The following is a 26,771-nucleotide window of genomic DNA, read 5'->3' as shown; positions in this document are numbered from 1 at the left end:
CGCCCTCATCCGTCCAGCCCAGCTGGGTGTTATCACCCATCAAGGCGTGTTCACTACCTCGAAATGCGTCGGTGATTTCAAGCGAGTCGTTACCCACACCGCCGATCCAGGTGACATTGCCCGCGTTAACGAAGACGTCATCATCACCAATATTAGTGGCTAGGCTTTCAGCGCTGATGAGGACACCGTCATCCGTCCAGCCTAACTGGGCGTTATCGGCCATCAAGGCGTGTTCACTGCCTTGAGCTGCGTCGGTGATATCTAGTGAGTCGTCACCCACGCCACCAATCCAAGTGACGTTGCCCGCGTTAACCGACACGGTGTCGTCGTCACCTTCTTCAAAGGCGAGGCTTTCGGCGCTGATTAGCACGCCACCCTCAGTCCAACCGAGCTGAGCGTTATCGCCCATCAAGACGTGCTCGCTACCTTGAACTGCGTCGGTGATATCTAATGAGTCATCACCCACACCACCAATCCACGTGACGTTGCCCGCATTAACGGACATCGCATCATCGCCGCCGATGTCGGTTGCCAAACTTTCAGCACTAGCCGGTACATTCTTATTCGTCCAGCCGAGTTGGGCGTTATCACCCACCAAGACGTGCTCGCTACCTTGGGCTGCGTTGGTGATCTCAAGGGTGTCATCACCCACGCCACCGATCCAGGCGACGTTGCCCGCGTTAATGAAGACGTCATCATCGCCGCCAATATCAGTGGCTAGGCTTTCCGCGCTGACTAAGACGCCCTCGTCAGCCCAACCTAGCTGGGCGTTGTCGCCCATCAGCACATGCTGGCTGAATTGATCGGCTTCGGTGATTTCGAGGGTGTCATCACCCAAACCGCCGATCCAGGTGACGTTACCGGCGTTGACAGATACCGCATCGTCACCGCCGTCTTCAAATGCGAGGCTCTCAGCGCTGATGAGCACACCGTCATCAGTCCAACCCAGCTGGGCGTTATCACCTATGAGAACGTGTTGGCTATCTTGGTCTGCGTCGGTGACCTCGAGGGTGTCATCAACCCCGCCACCAATCCAGGTGACGTTGCCGGCATTGACGGACATCGAATCAATGCCGCCGGTGTCGGTTTCCAGGCTTCCGGCACTGATCAGCACGCCATCGTCAGCCCAACCTAGCTGGGCGTTGTCGCCCATCAGGATGTGCTCGCTGGCTTGGTCGGCCTCAGTGATGTCTAAGACGTCGTTACCTACACCGCCGATCCAGGTAACATTACCCGCGTTAACCGAGACAATGTCGTTGCCACCAGCCTCTGGCGCAAGACTTTCGGCACTTACTAAGACACCCTCGTCGGCCCAGCCCAGTTGGGCGTTATCACCCATCAGGACGTGCTCGCTGGCTTGGTCGGCCTCAGTGATGTCTAAGACATCGTTACCTACACCGCCGATCCAGGTAACATTACCCGCGTTAACCGAGACAATGTCGTTGCCACCAGCCTCTGGCGCAAGACTTTCGGCACTTACTAAGACACCCTCATCGGCCCAACCCAGTTGGGCGTTATCACCCATCAGCACATGCTGGGCATCGTGAGCTGCTTCAGTGATATTCAGAATGTCGCTGCCTAGACCACCGGCCCAAATTACGTCACCTGTCGCTATCGTTATGGAGTCGTCACCATCAAAATCAGTGACATACGTTTGCAAAGCAGTCAAGCGACCGTCAGCATTCCATTCCAAACGACCACTGTTACCAAGAACTGTCGTGCTTGTGGCGCCTTCTGCCGCAACGATCTCATTGCTACCTTCACCTCCAACGACAACATTGTCACCGTCGCCTGTGTAGATAATGTCTCCATCACCATTTTCACGGTACAAAGAGTTAAGTTGGCGCAAGGTACCATCAGCAAAGGTGAGTTCAGCATAACCACCGATCAACACATCATTCCCGCTATGTTGATGAGTATTTTGCGTACCTCCATAGAGGGCATTTTGCCCCCCACCACCAATGATGACATCGTCACCGTTTCCAGCTACTAAGGTGTCGTTACCGTCATACTGCTCGTCGCGTGACACTATCCGAGCCGGGTTATCTAGTGCGTTGACATCTGCTAACTCAATAAGGCCATGATCACCCATGAGAATGTCATTACCATCTGCACCGTATAGGCTGTCTTCTCCAGAACCACCTAACAACACATTGTTACCACCGATAACGTTTAGTGTGTTATTGCCGTAGTTTTCTGGATTCTTCGTTTCTATGCTCACAACACGCTGGGAATTCAGTAACCGTATGCCACTCATGTCGTCGACAGCACTCAGCGTTACGATGCCCTGATCGCCAATCAGTACATCATCACCATCTCCACCCATAAGGTCATTATTGCCAGCGACTAACCGGTCGCCGGTTTCTACATCCACATCACCTTTCGCATGATAAAGCGTCATCACGCTATCAACCTGACGCAGACGTTGACCGATCGAGACATCTAAACTGCCATCACCATAAAGGTGATTGTTGCCACCACGCGTTGCATCAATCGTGTCATTACCACCGCCACCGAAGAGCTGATCATCGCCTAGGCCACCAATCAAAGTATCTTCACCACGCCCACCGACTAGAACAACGCCACCAACTGCTTGAGAAGCGTTCAGGGTATTATTACCAAACTCTCCAAAGCGCTGCGCTAAATCTGTGAGCGCGCCACCCTCTGCAATATAGGGACCACCGTTTCTAGCCGTATCGCCAAACACAATGAGTGGCATTTGAGCATCGTAGCCCCCTTTAACGACGATGTGGTCGCCACCACGTACATCATCATCGACCCTGTTGCCACCGCCATGAACGACGGTAAGCGGCATTTCACGGATAACATCTATGTTCTGAATGCCGACTTCAATATCCAAAACGGTAAGCGATGACAGCAGTATTAATGTCGCTTGGCCTGCAGACACTTCACCCACCACCGCACGATGTCCATTGACGAAGACTTCATCCGCGCGCCGGAAACCGTCTTCAAACCAACTGCCATCATCCTGCCTTTCAAGTCGAACAGTATCGCCCACAGCGCGGACATTAACGTCTACGCCAGTGAACTTAATAGGATCCGCGTCGATAGTTAGATGGTCATTACCGCTCCCCATACGCAGTTCAACCGCATGGAAACCGTAATAGGTAATTCCCAGGGGAGTATCAAGCGTGTCACCGAAACCATTATCTTGGGTAAGTACCCCTTCGTTCATCCCTAACCCAGTGACGTGATTACTGGTCAACATACCGTCAAGATCACCAACACTGGCATCCGCTGACATAATGAGCGAATTGGTGTCTTGTTTAGCCGCTTCTTCCGGTGTGACGATAACAAGCTCATCACGCTCGCCATCATCTTCGTAAGGCAGCATCACAGCATCAGCAATAGAGCGATCTGTATCGCTGGTTCCACCCTCTAAAATTAGCGGTCCCTGAATACGATCGAGCACGTTGTCTTGAGGAGGGAACTGCCGATCATTTTCACTACCAATCGCCGCAACGTAATCTGCATCTAAGCTTACTTCGACAGAAAATTGCTCAAACCAATTTTCGGAAGTAAAGACAACGGCTGGCGTAGATATGCGGTTAATCGTCAGCGTATCTTGTGCTAAACCTTTCGCACTTTTCGTAAGGTTTAATTCGCTGCCATCCCTAGAGAGGTTATTGACCTTAAACTGCTGGTCATCTTCAGTGGTCAGTATCATGCCTACTGAAACACCGAGCGACGACCACGTACGCCCATCCTGAAGAACCAGCCGCGGACCGGACTCCTCCGGATCAAGCACATCGACCTCTAAGGACTCATCAACCACGGTATCTAGAACAATACGCTCGTTATCGAGATCAAAATCACTGAAACCATCGCTATTGAGCCGAACAAGCACATCATCAGTAGGGGCTTTTGTCAGCCGGAGCGTGTAAGTATCAGTGCCACCGCTAGCGTCAACCCTGGTACCGTCGCCTGTTTCCTGAACGACCACATCCGCACTGTTATTGTCGTAGGCGCTAACAAGCACAGAGCCTGGCTGAGTGTTTTGATATACCGAGTCATTCTGATTAGAGGTAATATCAAAGTTGATACGGGTATCCAACCGGTTTGATACCGCATCGCTTTTCACCATCGACACGGCCACTTCTTGACGTTCTTGCCAGTTATCTGCATTGAACGTAAAGGTATCTTGATCAACTGCTAAACGGTCATCAAAAGACAGCGAAACCGTGACAATCTCATTTTCGGCGGGCGGTGTTGTCAGCTTAAAGGAGAAGGTATCCGACTGGCCATTGTCAGCATCTCCTTCGATTACCGTTAAACGAGATTCCGTTTGCTCAATGAAAATATCACCTTGATCACGGTCAGAAACGGTAATCATCGCATTGCCGATCGCTTGATCCTTAATTTGCGCCAATACACCCGGGACAGGTTCGCCGTTCGGCATAGTAATCGTGGCAAGGTGACTCACGGCAACATTACGCGTTCCTTCAACAACACCATCTTCAGGTGCCTTAACAAAAATTTCCTGATCACTTCCCCAGCCATCTTGGCTGTCAAAGACAAAATCGACTGTTAATGCATTGGTAAACTCACCGTTCTCTTCTTTGGACAACAATACGGTTTGAGGCTTTTTGCCATCCTGAGCACGTGTACGATCAGTTGTTGACGACATGGCCGCTGACACTGTTAGCGTAACCATAGCCCCGTCAGCAATAGACATATCGGTGGGCAACGCAAGACCTAATAAGTAGCTCGCAATATCCCCACCTTCTAGGATGCGGGTGCCACTACCCTGATCAATGGTGACTGCACCACTAGATTCATCAGCGATAGAGACGGGGACGCCATCAACGAGCAAGTTGTCATAAGCGCTATCCGCACTATTGACACCATGAGTGATCAGACTGCTGCGACCTTCCACATCAGAGGCCACTACGCGACCGGTGACATCACCACCGATACGGAACGTGTCGCTGCCTAGGCCGCCTACTAGACGGGTAACAACATCGAATGCTGTTGATAAGACATAGAACGTATCGTCGCCTTCTAGACTGTCAACATTAACGGCCTGAATACGATCAAAGCCAATATTAAGCCCTGCGCCAAACACACCATCACGCGTGATAACAAAGTTGTCATCGACCTCTGTGCCCAACACTACGAGCGTATTGAAACCACCGCCCCCATCAATATCGACAGGTGCGTTGATGTTGTATTCAATCAAGTCATCGTCATCGCCACCACGAACCTGGATGTCGTTTTCAACGATAAAGGCCCGAACGACAAAACTATCATTGCCGCGCTCGCCCTCCATCCGCAGCAGGCCTTTATTACTGTATACAACGAATTCATCGGCCCCAATGCCGCCATAAATAACCATAGACTCACGGTTACCACTGCTTAAGAAGCCTTGCGTTGTCCTGGTGGTTTCAATTTCATCGCCTGCGCGAACGCCTGAATTGACGTAAACACCGTTAAACAGGTTTTCAGGCGCATTAGGGTCTTCGGCAAAAATCTGCCCGACTTGGAAACGGTCATTTCCTTTCCCCCCGTCAAGCGTCATCACCGCGGAGGCGTCATCTACAATGAAGGCATCATTACCTTCATGGCCGTTAATTCTGACTCGGCCATTAAGATTTTGATCGTAGTTAATGCGCTCGACATTGTCGCCAGAAACACCTTGCGTGCTATCGCCTTCCAGTCGCGCAATGAAGTTACGACGTATTAAAAACAAGTCTTCAGCGTCATTGGAAACCGCATTTAAGCTACTGGCCTCGACTGAGCCTTCGTAAGCATCGTAGCCACGCCCTTCGATGAAGAGATAATCAACACCGTCGTTAGCAGCACCACTGTCCGCAACGGTGATTTCATAGTCAGCATTGGCATCTTGGCGCGTTATGATGCGGTAAATGTCACTACCACTACCGCCATCTAGGGTCATGAGCTCGTTGCGGCTATTAAGCTCAACGACAGTAATCACATCATCGCCTTCGCCGCCCAATACCTCGGTTGGCCCTATGAGCTCATCAGCATGGAACAACAGATCATCATCACCGGATTGACCATCAAAGCGCATCCCATCGACAGCATGAATAGTGCCATGTACACGTAATGTGTCGTCTCCGGCCCCAAGGTGGACGTCTAAACGATCAAGCGTATGGTTGCCATCAAAGACCACATGGTCATTACCGTCGCTGACGTTCAACACCAGGGACGTAGCGTTAAGAGAGCCGTCAAAACGTACGCTATTGCTATCGCCACCTAATGAAAGGTCTACGTCACCAAGCGTATGGTCCCCCTGGAAAACAAGCGTGTCTTGTTGTGCACCACCCGTAAATTCCAAACGGTTCGCGTTTAGCGCTCCACCCAACAGATAAACATTATCTCCTTGAAGCGAAGTAATCTTGATGTCATCTGCCTCAACAATCAGCTCATTACCCAGCGTCCAAATTTGAAGGCCGTCACCTCCTTTCATTAGGAACGTATTACCTGCTTCGATACGACCCGTGCTTAGCTGCGCAAATCCCTCTTTTTGACTGGATTCATGTACCTGTAAATTAAACGCAACATCAAAGGCGGCTTTGATGAGTACACCACTGTCATCGATCACAATACCTTCAGCAGAATTAACAATAACACTGCCATCTTCAGCGATAACCTGAGCACCGTTAGTGAACGTAACGATGTCATCGTTGCTCGCATTGGATGTAATGACGATGTCGCCCTGACTGCGAATCGTGGAGTTGTCGATAGTAATCGGGCTATTAACAATAAGATTGATATCGTTGGCGGCCTCAAGACCACTGGTTATGGCCATCGCACCCTGGTTATCAATAAAGACACTGCCATTAATCGACTGCCCTTGCAGATCGCCAATTCTGGTGGTGATAACGTTATCTGCTTCACCGATGTCGTCAGTCGCAATCAAATGAACATTGGCAGAAAGAAGGTTCTCTTGTTCATCCGGCGATAGCGCACTACGTATCGCCCCAAACGAGGTGATAAAGGCAAGTCGATCACTCGTCTCACTACCGGCACGCACCGTACCGAGGTTTAGCACGTCTGACCGATCTGTTAGGAATAGAGAGTCAAAACTATCAACGTCCAAGCGTCCACTCAGTTGAGTGAGTAAATCGCGCTCAATATTACCGATACCGCCAAAACGCGCATGAAGCTGCAACCCCCCTGCAGTAACGTTAGCAGTCATGGGATCGCCACTTAAGCCGTTAAGAATGGAGCCCTCAGCAGCCAACCAAACGCTAGCGTTTTGTGCCTCAACTTGGTTCACCACCAAGTTTCCATCAACACTATCGAGAGCAATATCACCGTTTTGAGAGGTCGCCGTAACACCCTCGGCAGCACGAACTTCCAGAACGTTATCGTTTGCCAGATCGCCTATACGCGCTTTCGCATTAAGAATAACCTCACCGCTGCTGGCTAGTACTTTAACCAGATCGTGCCTTAAGCCATCTACAATCTTGCCGTCAGAATTGATCACTATGTCGCCACCGCTTGAAAACAGAGTCGCGATACGCGCATCGCGTTCTTCCGTTGTCATTAGGTGGATATCCTGGCGGGCACGTGCAGTGATAAGACCATCGCTATCTAACTGCAGTTCGATGGCACTGCCTTCCGAACCGATACTTCCAGTAGCGGCTTCAAGAATAGCGTCAGTTGCATTGATGACCGCTCCATCGGCCAAGATGCTGCCGTCAACTTTAATACGTAGATCTGCCCCTACATCAAGCGAGCGAATCACAATATCGCCATCAGAGCCAAGGTATAGCGACTCGCCGCTTTCGATGGTGATACCGGCAGACGTATCACGTTGGGAGATGTTCACATCGCTACGCTGGTCAATCACGATGTGTGTAAAGCGCACACCTTCTTCTACGTTTAGAGGGTCCAGCACCACACGACCTAGCTCAATGTCTCGGTCCGTTTCACTAACAATGTCACCTTCTGCACTCATCTCAAGCCGATTACCATCAATAGATGTCACCGTGAGATATCGAGCATTTTCGGTAAAGTTAAGTGTGCTGCTACCGTTCAGGTAGAGCATGTCGCCCACGTTAAAGTGCGACCAATCGTCGAGGTTATCTTCTCCACCGCGGAGAATAGCCGTCAGAGTATTTTGTCCGTCGTCATCACTGACCTCAAAATCAACATTAACGTCCTCTAAAAGCCCATCGCGTATATACGAAATGTCGTTCCGTTCAGACGCCGAAAGCTGTACGCGATCATCGTCGCTTAATGTTTTGAGGCGCTCGCCACCGTCACTATCAGTCTCATATTCGAGCGTAATAACCGTATAAGCATCCGTAGAACCCACGCTGCCATCACGCGCTAAAATAGTGATCGCGCCACCCGCGTTGATATTGGGTGCCTGAATCTCAAAGCGCGTATCAGTCGTCTCTTTTAACAGCCCTTCACCGACAAGACTTAACAGCTCTTCCTCTGTCCAAACTTTGACGTTGTCACGGAGTTCATCTTTCTCAGCCTCACTGACAACAATGACATGATCGCTGCGGAAGACATTCGTCTCATTACCGTAGGTCGCATGCAACTGATGGAAGCGCTCTGTACGCGTTGTTTCCAACGTATCAACTCGGTCTTGGTCTAATCCGGCCTTCTCATTATCGCTTAGGGTAATTTGGGTATTTTCGTCATACGCTACGAAGCGACGGTAAGTTACTTTGTCTTCATTACCCAGCGCAATGCCACTGGTATTAATGACATAACCACCCTGTTCCACAAGTCGACTCAGCACATCGGCAAGGGCGTCATCGAGTTCAGAAAGATCAATACCTTCAACGGCGTCACTATCAACGAGTTCTACCTGATTGCGAGATACGGTTTCGAAATCGTCGACAGACGTATATAGGCGATGCTCAGCCCCCTCGCTACCTTGAGGGGCTAAATCAGCCAGACCAACAAGTTTTTCATCACCGTTATCGTCGGTGCCAAGCTCTAGTAAGACAGCGTTATGCTCATCAAGCATGAACACCTGATAGCGTGTCTCATTTTCCAACGTGCCCAACTCATCGTCAGACAACTGAAGGCGCTCATGCCAGTAACCGCTGTACTCTGCACTGCGGCGAGCCTCTAGGCGCTCAATAGCTTCAACAACACGATTTTCGTTAGTAAGTGAAAGTGCTGACCAAACGCCATCTCTCAGTTCTTCATAGGTACGTTCATCGCGCTTGGACTCCGTGTTGGCATCCAGCAGGCTTCCTTCATTGATTTCAATAAAGACATCGCCGCCCGTAATGATTTCCTTTAGACGTAAGTCGCCAGAGATTTCTTCAATAAAGACATCACGGCCACTGTCGCCATTATTAATCGTTAAGACATCATTACGCCGTTGAGCTTCAGCACTATTCTCATCTCGATTGCTCGTATCGATACGCAACGATTGCTCGCTGCTACCGATATCAGAACCTGCCGTCAGCGTAATTGCCTGACCTTGTACAAGCGAGTTGCTGTTAACCGCATGAAGATTTATCGCAGACTCTATCCAGACATCACCTGAACCCGTTGTCACTTGGCCGACTGAGAGTGAATTATTAGCACCACCAGCAAGCAGGATATCGCCGCGGGTCGTTTCAGCGTTCAGCACACCCTCTGACTCAACCAAACTGACCTGAATAGGATCCGGTGTGCCGTCTGCTTGTTCACTGCCGATGCCGTCTACCGCATCCAGCGTTACATTGATGCCTTCGATACGAGGCGTGCCAATCTCGGCTGAACCATTGCGAATACTGCCTTGTGTGGATAGTGAGACATCGCCATTGGCGCTCGACATAGCACCATCAATAACAATATCGCCTACCGAATCAACAGTGATACTGCCAGTTTCTTGTCCCCAGAAATTGATGCTAACGTCATTATCGGCTTGAATGTCGTGGCGATGTCGTGTGGAAGTGATTTCTCGCTGGGTTAGTGTGATTTCATAGGTTTTCTTCCCATACCAAGTCGACTCGACCAGCTCGGCACCGGACGTAAAGTAAATACCCGCGTCAACATAGCTATCTTTATCAAACTTAATCTTATTTTTGCCAACATTAAGGACGCCAGCTCCATTGGCGTTGCCGGGTTCTGTTGAACTATTCGTCCTTTGTCTATCGTAATCATAGCGATCTAATGACCCATCACTGGTATAGACAATCCCTTTGTCGCCCGAACCGACCGGCAGCAGCCGCTTTGACAGCGTCCGTGTGTCTTTCGAACTTTCATCAGGGGGATCTGATGCAAATGCATCAATACCAAGCCAGCTTGATGTCCTTAACACATATTCAGTTCTTTTTTCTTGTACTTGTGCCACTTCAAATGCATAACGGCGGTTTTCAGCAATGGCATAAGTGAAGTCACCGTTAATCAGTGCTTGCTGGGAGAGCGTGCCTTGATTGAAATTGTTTGCATTAGCGCTCCGACCGCTATGGTCAACGTCGAATTGACCATCGCTATTGCGCTGAATGATGACCTGGTCAACCTGATCACCTAGCGTTATGTCGCGCTCATCATCACCCGACCACAGATCTCGGTCGGTAATGCTGAGTGAGCCACGCCCGGGTGTGGATACATCTAAGTCTGCCAAGGAAATGGCAAAACGTGTGCGATTGTCGACGTTAATATCACCGTAGCCAGCAAAAATATCGATTTCACCACTGCCGGTATTAATTAAGTGCCCATCAATGGTGACATCACCACCGCCAATCACGGTATCCTGCACTTCAATCTGCATAGTGTCAGGATTAAAACCGATATTCACACCACTTCGGTTACTGGCATCACCGAGCCTAAACGTGTTGCTAATGCCGCGGCTCAGCTGGCGTTCAATAAAGGCTTCATCACTCTTGTTAATTTGGATGTCGTATTCACCAACCCCGCTTACCATACGGCCATTTAAGTTAATAACATCGGCCTGGATATTGATACGTCGCGCTTGCGTTGGGGTCGAATTATCGATGTTTTTAAGAGCGTTGAGCATCCCATTAGTGCGATCCAAGTCGTTATAGAGGCTTTGCAAGCTTTTATAAAAAGCCTCCATAAAATCAGGCTGGTTTGCTATGAATTCATCTGTATAGGGGTTGCCGCCACTAAGATCAGCATCGGACGTCCAATTACTCGTAAAACCTCTCATGGTGAGATAGGGCGCTTCACCCAGTGTGAAACGTGAAACACCACCAATGTTAATCGAGTCTTGAGCAGAAAGAACCAGATCCGCAACGTTAATCGACGCCGCCTGACCCTGCGTTAGGCCGTTCGCATCAGTACTTAAATCAAAGTCTTTACCCGCAAAGATAACGGCTTCCGCTAATGGCGCATAAATAGCACCACGCACCGCAATGCTAGACGCAACGGTCGTACGATCAAACGCTTGTACCACTAAGCTATTTCGATTGGTTTCTGTATTCTCGAGTCCCAACGACGCGGCAAGCGTAGCTAGGACTGCATCAGGGTTTGAGTAGGTGTTGGCAATAGTGATCGTTGCGTCGTCCTCATCGCCTGATGAGTTCGAATAACCAAAAGCTACGTCGTTCAATATGGCCGTATCGCCAAGCGTCATATTGCTCAACGACAGATTTAAAAACGCCAACACTTCTACACTAGGTTCTCTATTGAAATCTTCAATATCTGTGTCGTTTTCAACTTGCAAACCGTTATAGAAAAAGCCTGACTGACCGTCATCAATCGTAATGTCATTAACAACAATCCATGCGGGGGTTTTGTTCACGATAGTGACATCGGAGCCACGTGGTGAAATAAAGTCGCCGCTGCCCCCTAAGTAGTCAGCAAAGATATCGATGCGACCAGCGGTTGCATCAATATCATCAAGCACAATCTCTATCACCCCAGGATCATTGACGGCTCCACTGACAGGATCGATGAAACCTTGATCTTCAAGACGGGCCTCAATACGCGACACTTCGTCACGGAGGCTGGAAATGACATTATTTGAACCAACGCCACGGTATTCTGCCAAGCGTGATTTGGCTTCTCTCCACTCCTCAAACAGGTTGGTCTCAACATTGCCAAGGCGGAGCGTAAAACCAATATCGTTAAACTGATCCCAAGCGACAAAAATGTCTTCCAGGGGGCGATCGGCATTATCCAAATCGTCAATAGAAAATCCGTCGGCAAGGTCAATCACCAGGCGCTGCACGCGCTCACGACCAGTTTCCAGAAGACCATCAATGGTCACGATACCGTTAGATGAAGCCGTACTGTTACCCGACTGGGCCTCTGTGCCACCCAGCGCTGAGTTGATGCCGCCCAGTGCCGCATTAATCCAATTGACCGCCTTCGCACGGGCCAGCATCGCCGCACCGTCAAAATCTTCAGCCAATATTGTGATATCACCAAGGCTTGACACATAAGCGTCACGCTCGACGGTGATTAGGTTATTGCGCTGAAGGATGGCTTGAGCGTCGACTACGTCAACCGGTGCCAGACTGCCCGACAGCGTATCGACGGTCGATACCACGCGATAAGCATCCCCAATGCGATTACTGTCGCGTCCCGCCAGAAGCCAAATATTACCGCTTGCCTCTACCTGAGCTGACTGGGAAAGCGTCACGCTGTTCGTTGGTGCGAGATACGCTTCTGATGTGCCAGCCGTCACGGTTACCGCGCCGTAAGCATCCAGGAAGAGAACAATGGCAATATTGGCCTGGGTGTTGGCCGCCAAGTAAAGGTCACGACGGGCATCAATATGACTGGCACCCACGGTAACCGAGGCCTCAACGTCCACTCCAAAAAACGATGATGTCGCCCCCGTACCTGCCAGCAACCCACCTGCCAGAATCGAAGATTGATCGCGAATATCGAGGTTGTTAAAGGCACGCAGATTAATATCGCCGCTACCGTCCGCCGCATTAAACTCACCGCGGGCCGTTAATTGAGCGTTGTCGAGTACCGTCACTGCGGTCGCAATTGATAGCGTGATGTTAGACCCGAGACCCGCTCCAGAAACAAGGCCGTAGGCTTCCCCTTGTATGTTGTAGCTTTCACCGGAGTCCCGCTGCACTACATCACGTTTGAACACTTCTGTCGTAGCGCGTGCGGCAATCGCATCGGCATCTAAGAGCGCATCCTCACCAATGATGACCTGAGTGTCCGGAGTCAATGCATAGTTTGCCTGCGCACCAGCGCCCGATAGAAGACCAGCCCCCAATGCCCACAAGGTACCATCCACATCTAACGTTTGACGTGCCAAGAGGTTCAGCGTTGCATCCGTATTAAAGGCTACAATTTCAGCGGAATCGCCAACCTTGGTATGCACACTATTTTCACTATAAATAGATACTTCAACGCCTGCCCCGCTTGCCAGACCACCGGCAACAGCTTCGGTATTAAGACGTGCTACCTGCTCAGTCACAGACCTCACAGACAGCACCTGGTCGGCGTTTTCGCTAGCATCACTAATATAGCCACGCTCTATATCGATACGCACATCATCGCCAACGCTAGCCAAGGTGTTGGTCGTCTGATTAAGGCGCGCAATGGCGACACCCACAACAATACCACCACCGGCATAGCTGCCCATGTCTGCATCAATACGAGATTCCTGACGCGCATCAACGTTAAACCACACATCTTGGAATGGCAGATCCGCAAGGGTCAGTGATTCTGCATTGTTTACATCAGGAACCGTCCAGCCGCTCCATAACTCTTCGTCTAGCCCTCCCTCAGCAGTCTCCTCTCTAAGTTTTTGCAAACGCTGAGTCTGAAATGCCGGAAGCACCTGTAACGTCACAGCCGCTGATGCACCCACCTCAGCAATAACACGCGTGCGATCAATAATGTCCAGTACCGATGCTGACACTCCGATGACTGAACCGCTGGCGCCCGTTCCTTCACTGCTAACACTGCTGTCGTGTTCGTCACGCAAGAGAGCCGCCTGCACGCCCAGCGTTTCAGCGGTAATATGAAGGTCTTCGCCATTAACTTGACGATCATTGGTAATCGTCCCTAACGTCGCCATGATGTCCGCGCCGAGTGTAATCTCAGTCACTGTGACATCGACAGCCACACCACCCGCTGACACACCAACGGTGTCAGTCACGATGACGGGCGTTTGTGTCGCATTAAGCAACACATTGCCTGCCAACACCTGAGTACCGCTGCCAATGAAGGCGTCTACGTTATTCTCAAGTGTGGCGGTAACCTCAACGCCGGCACCACCTGCAATCCCGCCACCAACAGATAAAGCATAAATGTCGATATTGTCATTGGATGAAGCGGTCAGGCTGACATTATCAATAATTGAAGAGAGTGCTCCTTCATTATCGGCAGAGCCGACATCACTGGCATTGCCGATCATGGCGCCTTCACCGATATAAGCGCGGGTCGAACCGGTTAGCTCAACTGTAGCGACCGATACCCCTATCCCCACAATGCCAATCGCGCCGCCCGCCGATTCGAGTGCGTAGTGGCGGTTTGCATTGGCAATAATGTCTAGGTGGCTCGCCTCAGCAATCTGGGCACCGTCTTCTACGGACGCAATTTGCTGTGTGGCATCCCAAAGAACAGCCACCTGGCCCGAGGCCGCTAGTCCCAGCGCGAGTTGGCCACCGTAAGCGCCCTGGCTCACGCTGGCATCATAGTCACTTGCCACACGAATGCGATCGCCAGCGCGTAGTTCAGCTTTGCTAGAAACCGTTGCAGTCGTCGCGGTAGCGTTATCCACGGTTGAGACTGACGCCCCCACCGCGCCGATTAAAGCCCCACCGCCGGAACCTACAATAACGTCAACGTCCAGCGTTTCCCTGGCAGACACATCAATATCAGTGCCTGCCGTTAAGATCGCATTTCGGCCGACGGTGGCACCCACATCGCCAACAGTGATGTCACCTTCTAAAAGGTTAGTTCTGGGGAGCTCTGGACTCAGATTATTGGCAAGCAAACCATTATTGACGCGATCACGAGAAGCTTGAGTGTCAGCATTGGGGTTATCGATTTCGCTGCCAACAGGCGCGTTAATAGCATCTGGATCATTACTTCCCTCAACACGCACGTCGTCGACGTCTTGCTGACGATCATTATTGAGTTGATAGCTGTCCGCGTTACCAAAGCTGTCACTGAATAGCTCGCTAAGGTCGTTGTCCTCGTCCATAAACGTATCGCGGGTTCCATCACGTAGCCCTTGACCCAGGCTAAGGACAGAAATTGAGCCGGTCAGCGCAGCCCCAACCGATGCAGAAAACCCCATCACCAGTGACGTCAAGTCACGCTCTAGGTGGGCATCAATGTTAATCCGCTTACCTGCCAGAAGTGTGGTGTTATCGCCAATGGTGGCGTACACCGTTTCTCGCAGCACCATGACATCAACGGACGCCCCTGCACCCGCCACACCACCGGCACCCAGCGTGCCAATAAAATTAGCCGCGAACTCTTCCCAGGGATTAATGATCGTTCGGTTTACTGCCGTGATATTGATATCGTCGTCAGCTTTTAAAACACTATTAGCGACAACATTCCCATCGGTATCTAACAAATCACCGACAAAAGCACTGGCTGACGCATCAGAAGTTAATACTGAGACGGAGCCCGCTACCGCCGCTAGGCCGTCAAGGGAAGCAGTAGCCATAGAGACTTCAACAGCAGCGCGCTGATCGGCAGCCACTGTGATGTCACCGCTGGCGGTCAGCTTCGCGCCTAACACTTCGGCAACGGTGTCAGGATTAAGTAAGCCAACGGATAGTGAAGCACCAATACTGGCCGAAATGCCTACGGCTCCAGTCCCAACAATATAGGTTAACAACGTTTCGCTTTTGGACTGGACCAAGATGTTGTCAGCATCGACTGCAACACCAATGATTCGCGCCGACGTCGATGAGGAGACGTCCAGTGCACTGGCTGAGCCCGCAATTGACACCAACCCTATACTGACACCCACTACAGATGTCTCAAGACGCACGTCACTCTGAGCATCAACCCGCACATCACCATCAGCGTTGATCACATCACTGCGATTACCAACAATTTCAGCCAGTGTTCGGTGAGAGGCCAGTGACGTGTCGATAGCCGCGGCCCCTGCAAAGATACCGCCGGCTAAAGTACCGCCGCCGCTATCAGCCTGGGTAGCGTGGAGCGCACGCACAGTGACATCTTGATCAGAGGTAATACGTGCATTTTCAACACGGGCACTCGTGGAGCCTCCCATCGAATCAACGGACAGGTTGGCGCCGAGGCCTACTGCACCACCTCCTGCAGCGACAGCATAGTGGGTGTAACGCATACGGCTAGTCGCTAGAACCGCCACGCCACGGTTTGACTCCGTTTCAAACTCACCCTTATCGCTGTCCCATCCGGCGAGGATGTTAACTTCACTGCCGTTGCCCTTAGCCAGCACCCTGACCTCATCCGCAACGGTCGCCGACGTATCGGTGCCCATCAGGTTGACGCCTACAGCAATGCCGCCAGCTACTAGACCTGCTGATACGGTACCGGCAATTACAAAATTACGATCATTACTGTTGGCGTGAACCAGCACATGGCCATCGGCTACGATATCGTCGGAGTTCGCATCACTGCTGCGTCCCTTAATATAAGCATCAACCGTATTACCGCCTACCGTCGCCGCAGCATTGGCAGCGGCACTCACAAAGGTGCCAAAACTCACGCCGCCAACAACGTTCATAGTGATGGCTGACGCATCCGCCGTCACAATAATGCTACCGCCGTTTTCAGCGGTGAGTTCTGATTCCTCAACCCCTGCACTAATGGTATTCGTAATGTCATTGAGCGACACGGTGACACCCACACTGCCCCCGTAGACCGCTACACTCAGCTGGACAGCACCCGAAATAATGGTGCTGGTGTCTTGGGCATTGACAACAATATCGCCGTCGCGCGCCAACAGCTCAGAGCCCGTCACATGGGCTTCCACTACTTTTGACGTAAAGTTAAGTGCAACCGACCCCACCATGCTGGCATACACGGAGACCGAGGCACCTACCGTATAGGAGCTGATCGCCGAGTCAGAGATCGCTTGAACATCAATGTTGTTGGCGGTGACGTTGGCATCATCAATGCGCGCACGGACAACATTGGTGTCATCATCGCCACTGCTACCGGGGTTTCCACCAATATAGTTATACGACATGTAACCCAGCGCTGAGACAGCACCCGACGCACCGGCGGCAATCGTAAACGCATTCATGCCCAGGCGGTCTTCAGCCTTGACAACAACATCACCTGTTTCAGCTTCTACTGTTGCGCCTTCGATGACAGCTTCCGCTGTACTGCGCATCCAGTTCAGTGATAAGGCGCCGGCAATCGATACTGTGCCTGACCCAGCACCACTAATGGCAGCGGTGAAGATTTGATCGCCCGCTTGGGTGGGTGTTGGCAGGTCGGGAGCCTCGTCAGTATCCACAAGACCCACACTTTCAAGCACGCTGAGGGGAGACTTATCGTCATCTTCATCTTCGACATCAGCGTTAGGATCGGTGTTATCAACATCAGCCTGTGCAATATCACGGTCTTTTAGACCTTCATAAGCCCCATCAGTAATTCGACGCATCAACGCCTCAACCACCACATCGCCTTCTCTAGCCGTGACAGACGTCGCGCTGCCCCTGATCGAGGCTTTTACTGCGGTGTTGATATCCGTGGTGGCCGACGCCCCAGCTAAGCCCACTGTGCCAGCACCGCTGGCAGCACCTGCAATATTGATCGAAATCGGCGCAAGGCCCGCCTTGACCCGCACGGTGTCACCCAGGACTTGCGCACCGTCACTAATATCAGCAACCACCTGGTGACGAATAAAGTTAATACCAATAGATCCAGATAACGCCACCGTGCCTGCGGCTGCTCCACCGGCGGTCAAGTTCGCTAAGATACTTTCGGCCTGGGCATCTACGGTGATCTCCCCACCTGCGGTAAGCGCAGCCCCTTTAACGACAGCCGCGACTTCACCTGCAACGAATTCACGCTCATTATCGTCCTGCACATTGGTAATGAGCAGATCCTGAGACGTATCAATATCGTCCTCAGACTGTAAGCTGCGAGACGGGTTGGTTGGGTCTCCGCCCACATAGTTGAATGCAATCGCTGCACCACCGGCCACGGTGCCGGCACCGGCCACACCGAAGGCCACGTTAATCACAGCAGATTGATCTTTCGCAATGACCTTAATGTCGCCGGCTGCATCAAGGTCTGTTGATCCACCGGAAACTTCTGCACGCACCGAGCTTCTCAGCCAGTTCAGGCCAACGGCGCCGGCGCCGGCAGCGGTTCCAGCACCGGCCCCGGCAAAACTAATATTGATAACCCCAGCAGACAAATCAAACTCGTCTGAACGAGCGGCCAACCCTGCTTCTCCCGGGTCGTCAGTATCGCTCGACCCGGTTCCATATTCTTGTAGGTCAACATCAATACCAAGCTGGCGTAAGCTCAGCACCGGCTGACTCTCTTCCGACAGACCAGCAAAAACGTTAATGCCACCGTCCGCATCTAAATCAGCGTCACCTGCCACTCTCGCGAGCACTGCATTATCCAGAATCGTGGTGCTCAGGCTGCCACCACCGGCGACCGCGCTCGCTCCAGCCGCGCCAAAGGCAATCACCGCGACACGCGTTATATCCTGCGCCTCAACATCAATATCTCCGTCCACTGACACCGTGGCACCGCTTCCAATTTCAGCCAAGGTCTGCCCAGCGATCGTCGAAATCGTGACGGCACCTGCGAAGCCACCCTTACCGGCCGCCGCCGCACCAAATCCAACAGAGAAAACGAGCGTATCGGAAATGGCGGATACCTTAAGCGCGCTGGCATTAATATCACCACCATGCACCAGAGCCGACTGGTCAAAAATGACAAAGTTAGCCGCGATACTGCCCGCCACACCGGCTTTTGTGCCACCGGCAACGGCCCCCGCAAAGGATAAAACCACGGCTTGGTTGTCAGAGCTGACAGCCACATCACCGGAGGTGTTTTCTAAACGAGCGCGTGTGAGGTTAGCGTTGATTTCATTGACAATGATATTGCCCGACACACTGCCACTACCGCCAACGGCTGAGCTAACACCAACCCCAACGGCAGCTGAGCGAATAATCCCCCTGGCTGACGCATCGACGGTCACACTATCAGCGTGGTTGATGCGCGTATCGGCCAAGCGCGCTTCGGTACTATTCGTCAGCGTATTGATACCGATCGCGACACCAAAGCCTGCTTTACTACCAAAACCTAAGGCACCGGCCAGGCTCCACACACTCGCTGAATCCGTCGCGTCTACAAGGACGTTGGTATCACTGGCGCCCCCAAGATCCAAGTTGCTGTCTTCAAGGGCGGCTAGAGTCGTGTTATTGACTATATTCACCCCGACCGTCCCGGCAATACCGAAACCTTTACCGCCCCCGCCAATACCCAGAGATGCCGCGACCGAGATAATTAAGGCATCGTTATCAGCCATGACACTGATGCTCTCAGCGCCAAAAGCGGTACCAGAGATATCACCATCACCTACGTTCCTAGCGAGTGCAGTGACCTCATGCTCAATATAGCTGACGGCCGCAGAGGCCCCGACACCCGCCATCCCGCTGGCGGCGACAGCCCCTGAGATCAAAATGGTGTTGGCAGCGTCTTGTGACTGCACGTTCAAGTGCCCCGCGCTGCCAGAACGAATATTCAGCAGTCGTGCATCAACCGTACGTGTCGATACTAATGCACTGGCTGAGCCGGCGACCCCTGCGCCTTTCGCGCCTTTTGCTACCGCAATGGCAGCAGCACCTAACACACTCCAACCTTCGCGCTGAGCAATAATCGCCACATCGCCACTCTGCCAGTAATCAATGTCCGCAACGCCTGCTTGCGTCGAACCACTTTGCACAGCGATAGTCGCAGCGCCGGCGACCGCAACGCTCTTTTGACTTAATGAGATCACCGCACCACCGGCAAACATTCCCATCTGCGTGGCATCGTTTGCGGCCACATCGACGCGGCCATCAACCTCCATCGTGTCCAGTCCACGGACTGTCGCAGTGGTGTTATCGTTACCCACATGCACAACCACAGAGCCTGAAACACTGACGCCTATCTTGGAACTACTGCTAGACGAACCACCCGAACCACCCGAACCGCTGCCCAGCTTGCCCTGCATATCACCAAGAACGTTGTCATAGTTTGCTTGGTTATTAGGCCACTTACCGGGGTCGTCTTTAGCTGGCGCCGTTGAGGAGCTGCTGCTGGCACCCGATTTGGATTTACCTGCGATGCTGCCCGCGATGGCCAAGTCGATCACAACACCACTGTTGGTTGACGCTACTTGGGCATCTCCGCCTACAACGAGGGAACCCTGTAGATTAGACAGCGAGCTGTCATCCCAAGAGCCGCTGACTTCACGGCCCACCATGGCACGAGTGTCTCGTTCAAGTACGCTAACCCCGGCTGATGCACCCACAGCCGCCTTACCGCCTGTGTTGAAGCTGCCAGTCAGGTTAATCATGTAAGTTGCATCATTGGCGCTTACACGCAAGGCGGGGCTATCGTTATCATCACTATCGACAGAGCCACTGCCCACCCGGATGAAACTGTTATCAGCGATCCAAGCTTGGGTGGTGTTTTGAACAACATTGGCAACCGCAGACGCGTTAAATGCCACTTTTTGAGACTTACCGCCGGATGAGCCAACGCCCAACACAATCGACTGGTGGTCGGCGCTAACGTCAAGACTGCCTGCCATTAGCACGACATCGGATTCAATTTCAGCGCGCGTCTGGCTGCCGAGAATATTGGCGGTAAATGCTGCGCCAATCGCCACGGAATCCGCCTGGGTGGCGAGGAAATTATTGCCTATTTCTTTTGGATTGAACTTGTCCTTGCTGAACGACTCTTTCCAGCGCTCAAGATTAAAGCTACCTGGAGCGGTAAGCCCAGGTAGCTTGATGTTGCCTACCGCGCTCAATGCGTCGTTTTGCGAGCTCGCCGTCACGCTGACCGATCGGCCACTGTCCACGTCAATGTTCGAGACGCTATCGGTGCCGTCTACGTTAATACGTGCCCCTTCACGAATACGCGCATCGCTGGTCTGATCTAAAACAAAGACAGTACCTGCACCGGCCAAGGCAAGCTTCTCGCCGGAAGCCGTTGCCATCGTCCAGGTATCAAAGCTGCCGTTAAGACCGAAGTTACTGGAGAAATACCCTGCAACCGTGTCGATCAACGCCGGAATTTGCTGTTCTAGTGGGGTGCCTAGGCTTTCCCAATGATCTGGGTTATCAAAGTTCTCATCCGCCAGATCAATGAGCGTATTGTTGTCTCCCAGAAATTCATAAACATGGCCTGCGTCGCCACCGACGGTATGGTCGTCAGCGACGATGACCTTGTTGCCCTTATCTAGACGCTTCTCACCGTCATCACTGCTAAAGTCACTGCCGTCTTCTGCATTGACCAAGTCAATAATACTAGTGACCAGGTTCGCACCGAAAACGCTGGTAAGATCCAAGGCATTGATGCTCTGGGCATCGACACGAATGGCGCGGTCGTCTTGGTTATTATCCGTTCCTGCATCAAGGTCAACATTCCCCTCGATCGTGGCATGTGCTTGGTTGTCCAATACACTGACACTCACCGCCCCTGAGATCGCCACGGTGGCGGTTTGATCTTCTTCTGACTTTTTGTTCTTCTCGTCTTTTTTATCTTTGGCGCTGCCAGCTGCACTGGCATTACTGTCTGACTTTTTAGCCAGACGCTTCTTGATAGCCTGAGTTAATGGATTGTCGGTTTCCTTGCCTGCCTCACCATCTTTGGCTGCGGAACCCGACGCACTCACGCTCGGGCGATGCTGGCTCAACGACGTGACGTCCACCGCACCGCCAGCGGCGATCTGCGAGCGCACCGCCGTCGCTTTGCCCTCTCGGTCAAGGCCGTCTTTCAAGCCCAAGCGAGCTTCCGCAACGTTGATATCGACCATCACTGCAATACCGGCAGCAAGATCAAGCTTTTCGCCATCACCACCGCCACCAAACGACAGCTTTTCACTGAGCTGATCAACCTTTAGCTTTTCACCTAACTGGCTTGCCCAGCCGCCTACTTTTTCTTTTAGCGGGTCAAGCAGCGTCAGTGGCGACTTGGCCAGATCCTCGGTGCTATCGCTAATACCGTCAATCACGCTACCCGGTGTTGGCTCGGCAGTACCCGCCGAAGCAGAGACGCCATTAGAAGACGTGGGCAGGAAAATAAACCGTGAACCGCTGATACTTTCGCGCTGTGTACTCGCATTAACCTTGATAGCACCGTCAGCCGAGACGTTGCCAGCTAGCTGCGCTTCCGTCAGCCCGTTCTCCACTGCAACGGCGATGGCGACACCCACTTTACCCTTCTCAACACTAGAGGTTGCCGATACAGCACCTCTGTCTATGGTACGAGCATCAACAATAACGTCGCGCCCAGCAGTGATTTTGGCATCCTCCCACACCATAGCGCGTGACTCTGTTTTCAACACCGTGACTGCAGCGGAGCCTGCAAACCCTTTAATACCCGAAGGATTGGCGGTAGCCGCCTGTGTGGTAGAAACACGCGTGTTGATGACGACGTCTCCCTGCGCCGTCAACGTACCGTGGACATTGACATTGGCATACGCGGTCAATACGCCCACAGATACACCAATGCCGTACGCCATGGTGGGTTCCATGGAAGCGGTTAATTCAATTTCGTTATCAATTTTAATATCGCCGCTTGCAATTAGCTCGGCACCGGCACCAATCTCAATATCAGCGCTTGCCAACAAGACAGAAATACTTCCGAACAGCGATAGTCCTTCTAAAAAACCAACGGCGGCGTCAATACCGCTATTAACCGTGGCATTGCCGCTGTCCAAACGGATTAAAGACCGATCAGGATCAATGATGCGGGCATCTACATTGATATCTCCCGCCTTGAGTTTGGCTTCTTCAATAACAACACTTAGGTCAAACAGCCCAACGTCCACAAACCCATTGGTTGGGCCACCATTGAGGAAGCCCATTGGGCGAGCATTCAAAGACAGCTGACCATCTTCTGAGCCACCCCGAGTATTGAGTTCAGCGGCCTCCCCAACATAAATAGCAGCCGCTTCGATGGTTAGATTACCGCCACCCGTGGAGATTTCGCCGCCCTCAACGCGAACCGCATCACCGGTTAACAGTAGATCGTTACTGGTGGTCTTGATTGAGAAATTTTGTAGCGTCAGAACACCATCCGCCGCCAGGGTGATCGCTTGATCAATCTCAAGCTCCTGATCCGGCTGTCCCTGCAGTGTTACATCCCCATTCCAGGCATATACAAGATCGGCAGACCCATCAATGCTGACGGCTTTAAGGCCCTCGAGCGTAGGCGTATCGACATTGCTAGAGAACGCACGCACTTGGCTGGTCTGTGTCACGGAATGGGTCGTAATGTTGACCGCGTCTACGGCGAGGCCATCGGTGGTGACATCAAACCGCGTATGGGTGTTATCGCTCTCTGCAGCAATTAGGGAACCACCTACATGGGTGGCTATGTGGACAAGATGACCGCTGAAGTCAGTGGCATCGATATGCGCCCCGGTGGGATCATCAGTTACGGTCAGTGTCACATTGTGCACATTGGCTAGATCAGCAGTAATCCGCTGATCGGCTGTAATCTCGCCGTCTTCGTCTGTTACAACGTTGTTAAAGTCGTAGGTCAGCGACGCGTCGTTAAGCTTCATGTCACCGGCATAGAACGCCGTAAGCGTATTCGCACCGCCATTTCCATCAATGCTGTGTGCCTGAGCGTGATTAACCTGGAAACGGTCGTTACCTTGGCTACCTACTGCCGTTAACGCCGCATCGGCCGCCATCACCACACTGATACCGCTGGCAGCGAGTCGGTCACTTTCCCACTCATTGGCAGATACGTTTTCTAGCGGCATTCCGAGTGCATTAAACAGCGATGAAAGCGCTGCTTGTTGGTTGGCGTTACCCAAGGCATTGAGCGTTAGGTCGCCGGTCGCTGTCACACTGATACGACCCGATGAGGCGTCAAACTCTGCCTCAACGTCATCGAGGTTATTCAGCTGATTTACAACATCTTCTAGCTGGCGTGCGCCGCTAAAAGAGATTGCTTGTTGAACACCGCCGCCTACCTGAACACCCAGACGCAGCGGGTCAATAATCTGGCCCTCATCATTAATACTGCCGCCCTTCTCTTCCTCGGCAATCATGGTATTCAATACAGTGTCACTGACGAGGTCCGCTAAGCGGGTCGAGAGCGATGCACCGTGGTAGTCGCTTGCGACGACGTTAAGGGCACCACCGTCGTTAGCGCTATTGACTGAGACACGCTCAATATCTTGGTAGGACGACGTCACTACATTGCCATCGGCGGTAATACGAAATTCACTGCCTTCCAGAGTGACATCGGAAGTATCGCTGGACAGGTTCAGGATCAGATGATCAGTCCCCGTCCCCCCTGTCACTGTATTGACCCCTTGGCCCGCAATAATGCGGTTATCACCTGCCAGGGCATTGAAGGTGTTATCCCCCAGGCTTCCAATAAACGTATCCTGGCCGCCGCTGCCTTCAAAGTAGACATCACCGCTAAAGGCACTGGCGTCAAGGCGCACGTCGCCCGACTCCAGAGCTTGTAGTAGACCGCCTTGAATATTGGTGAGGGAATCAACACCGAAACGGCGCGCCTGCTCGCGTTGCGCCTGCACACTAAGCGCACTTTGCGAAGCGGCAGCCGCACCTAGCGTGAGAAGCTCTTTGCTGGCATTACCTTGCGCATCGGCCGACATAAAGTCGCCAACAAAACGCACCAACCACTTCACGCCATCTTGATCAGATAGCTCGCGATCTACCTGGACATTGCCTCGTCCAATACCGTCGAGCTGTTCCAGCGCATATTGCACTTCCAGCGCTTCTGCGTTGGCAGCCAGCGCTACACTGCGATCAAAATCATTATCCTCGCCGTAGAAGAAGCGAACCTGTTCATCCTGGCTGCCGTCCCAGGTAAGCCTGACAATCTCTTCCTGGTCACCGCGTATTAAGCTGCTATCGCTTAGGGTCAGCCGATGTGCGGTTTGGCCAAACACCTGGTTAGTACCGCCACCACCGTCAAGCTCGTTGTTTCCGCCACCACCGGTCAAGACATCATTACCCGCGCCGCCAATGAGCTCATCATTACCACTGCCACCAACGAGAACACTGTCATCTTGGCTAGCTGTTAGTACGTTTTCGCCTGCAACGCCTTCCAGCCGTACACTGCCCTCAAAACCAGAAGCATCTAGCGTATTATCACTGATGCCGCCGGTAAGAATCGCGGCTTGCATATTCTCGAAGGTATAACGCGCGGCCCCAGACACCGACAGGGTGTCTTCGTCCAGGACCATATTCTGATCTACTTCCAACTGGAGCAGATCACCTTCATCGTTGAAGCCACCGCCGTCTAGGGTGCCACTACCGTTTGGCGACAACACAAACAAGTCATCACTTGAACTGCCGGTGGCCGTTACATCTCGGCCTTGTATCTGAAAAGTGACACTGCCGAGGCCATAGCCACTGGCATCTAACGTCATATCTTGACTATCGGCACCGGCCCCTAAAATGATCTCGCTAGGCGGAGCGACAAAACGCAATAATGTACTTTCATTACTGCCTTCGTCACTGTGACTCAGGACAACTTCAGCATTTCCGTTCTCATCACTGCTAAGACGTAGGACAGCACCATCCTCGTTGCGCTCTATGAGAAAAGCATCACCCCCCTCTGTATCACTAACAAAGGTGTCTGTCCCTCCCGTATTAATCAGCAGATTATCGCCAGGGCCGCCTATCAGGGTGTCATTCCCGCTGCCGCCTTGGAGGATGTCATTACCCGACAAGCCGCGCAGCGTAATGCCTTCATCATCTGCGATCAGAACATCGTCAGCGTTCGAACCTTCGAGTACTCCAAAGCCTGAGATACTGTTTAGTGCAGTAGCTGTGCTCTGAGAAAGATCAACGTCGACACCGTCGAAATACGTGGCATAGCTGAGCGTGTCTTCATGGCGTCCTTCAAGCGTCGCCACACCGTCAAACGTAATTCCTTCACGCTCCTCTGGAGAGTCGTCGTGGGTGCCGATCAGTACCAGCGACTGATCGAATACAGAAAATGTAGCGGCTGTGTTTTCAACACTGCTGAGCGTGTGCTGGCCATTACTTTCAGCGAGCTCAACATCAACTACGCCAGAAAACGACAGCCAGCTATCTCGCTTACCGGCTCCTTCGTCAACGTCAATCTCCCAGCGTCCATCATCGCTCCCCTGATCAATAATACGGTCATCGCCATCACCTGCCAGAAAATCAATTGTGACGCCGCCCGCATCACTAATATCTAACGTCTCGTCGCCCTCTCCCCCGAGAAAGACGAACTCGATACCATTCACTTCATCTGCGTGATTACCCAGCAAGAAGGAAAGGTTTGTCTCAATATTCTCGCCATCATCAGCCTTCAGCGTCACTGTGCCTTCTTCGCGAGCTTTATCAATCTGGAACTTCTCGACCAGCTCATCACCCTCATCGGTCAGCTGCATCACTATTAGTTGCTGCTCGCCTTCCTCCTCGGCCACTCGAAGCTCAAAATCACCGCCCCCTTCCAACGCCGCTGTAAACGGGTCGGCAGATAAAAGCACTCGCTGTTCTAAGCCTTCAAAAATAAAGCGGGACTTAGTCGCGTACGCACGCTGCGTCTTGTCACTGCGTGACAAACGACCTACTAAGGTAGAAAGCATTTTACGCGTTGGCTGGAAAGGGCGGTTCATAAGAAAACTCCTACTAGATTAGCCACTGTTTAGCGGGGGATGGACAGTG

The 26,771-nt window shown here is 52.2% G+C and carries 1 protein-coding gene; it reads right to left on the bottom strand.

Annotated features, from left to right (window positions below; genetic code table 11):
- Positions 1 to 26,722, bottom strand: a 26,722-nt coding sequence (locus ELY33_RS14875) for a calcium-binding protein (RefSeq protein WP_136624670.1), incomplete at its 3' end; no start/stop codon positions are given.
- Between the last annotated feature and the right edge of the window lie 49 nt (positions 26,723 to 26,771).

Origin of the sequence: Vreelandella andesensis, assembly GCF_003989795.1 — a bacterium.
GTDB classification, from domain to species: Bacteria; Pseudomonadota; Gammaproteobacteria; order Pseudomonadales; family Halomonadaceae; genus Vreelandella; species Vreelandella andesensis.
This window is presented reverse-complemented; position numbering and strand designations above follow the sequence as displayed.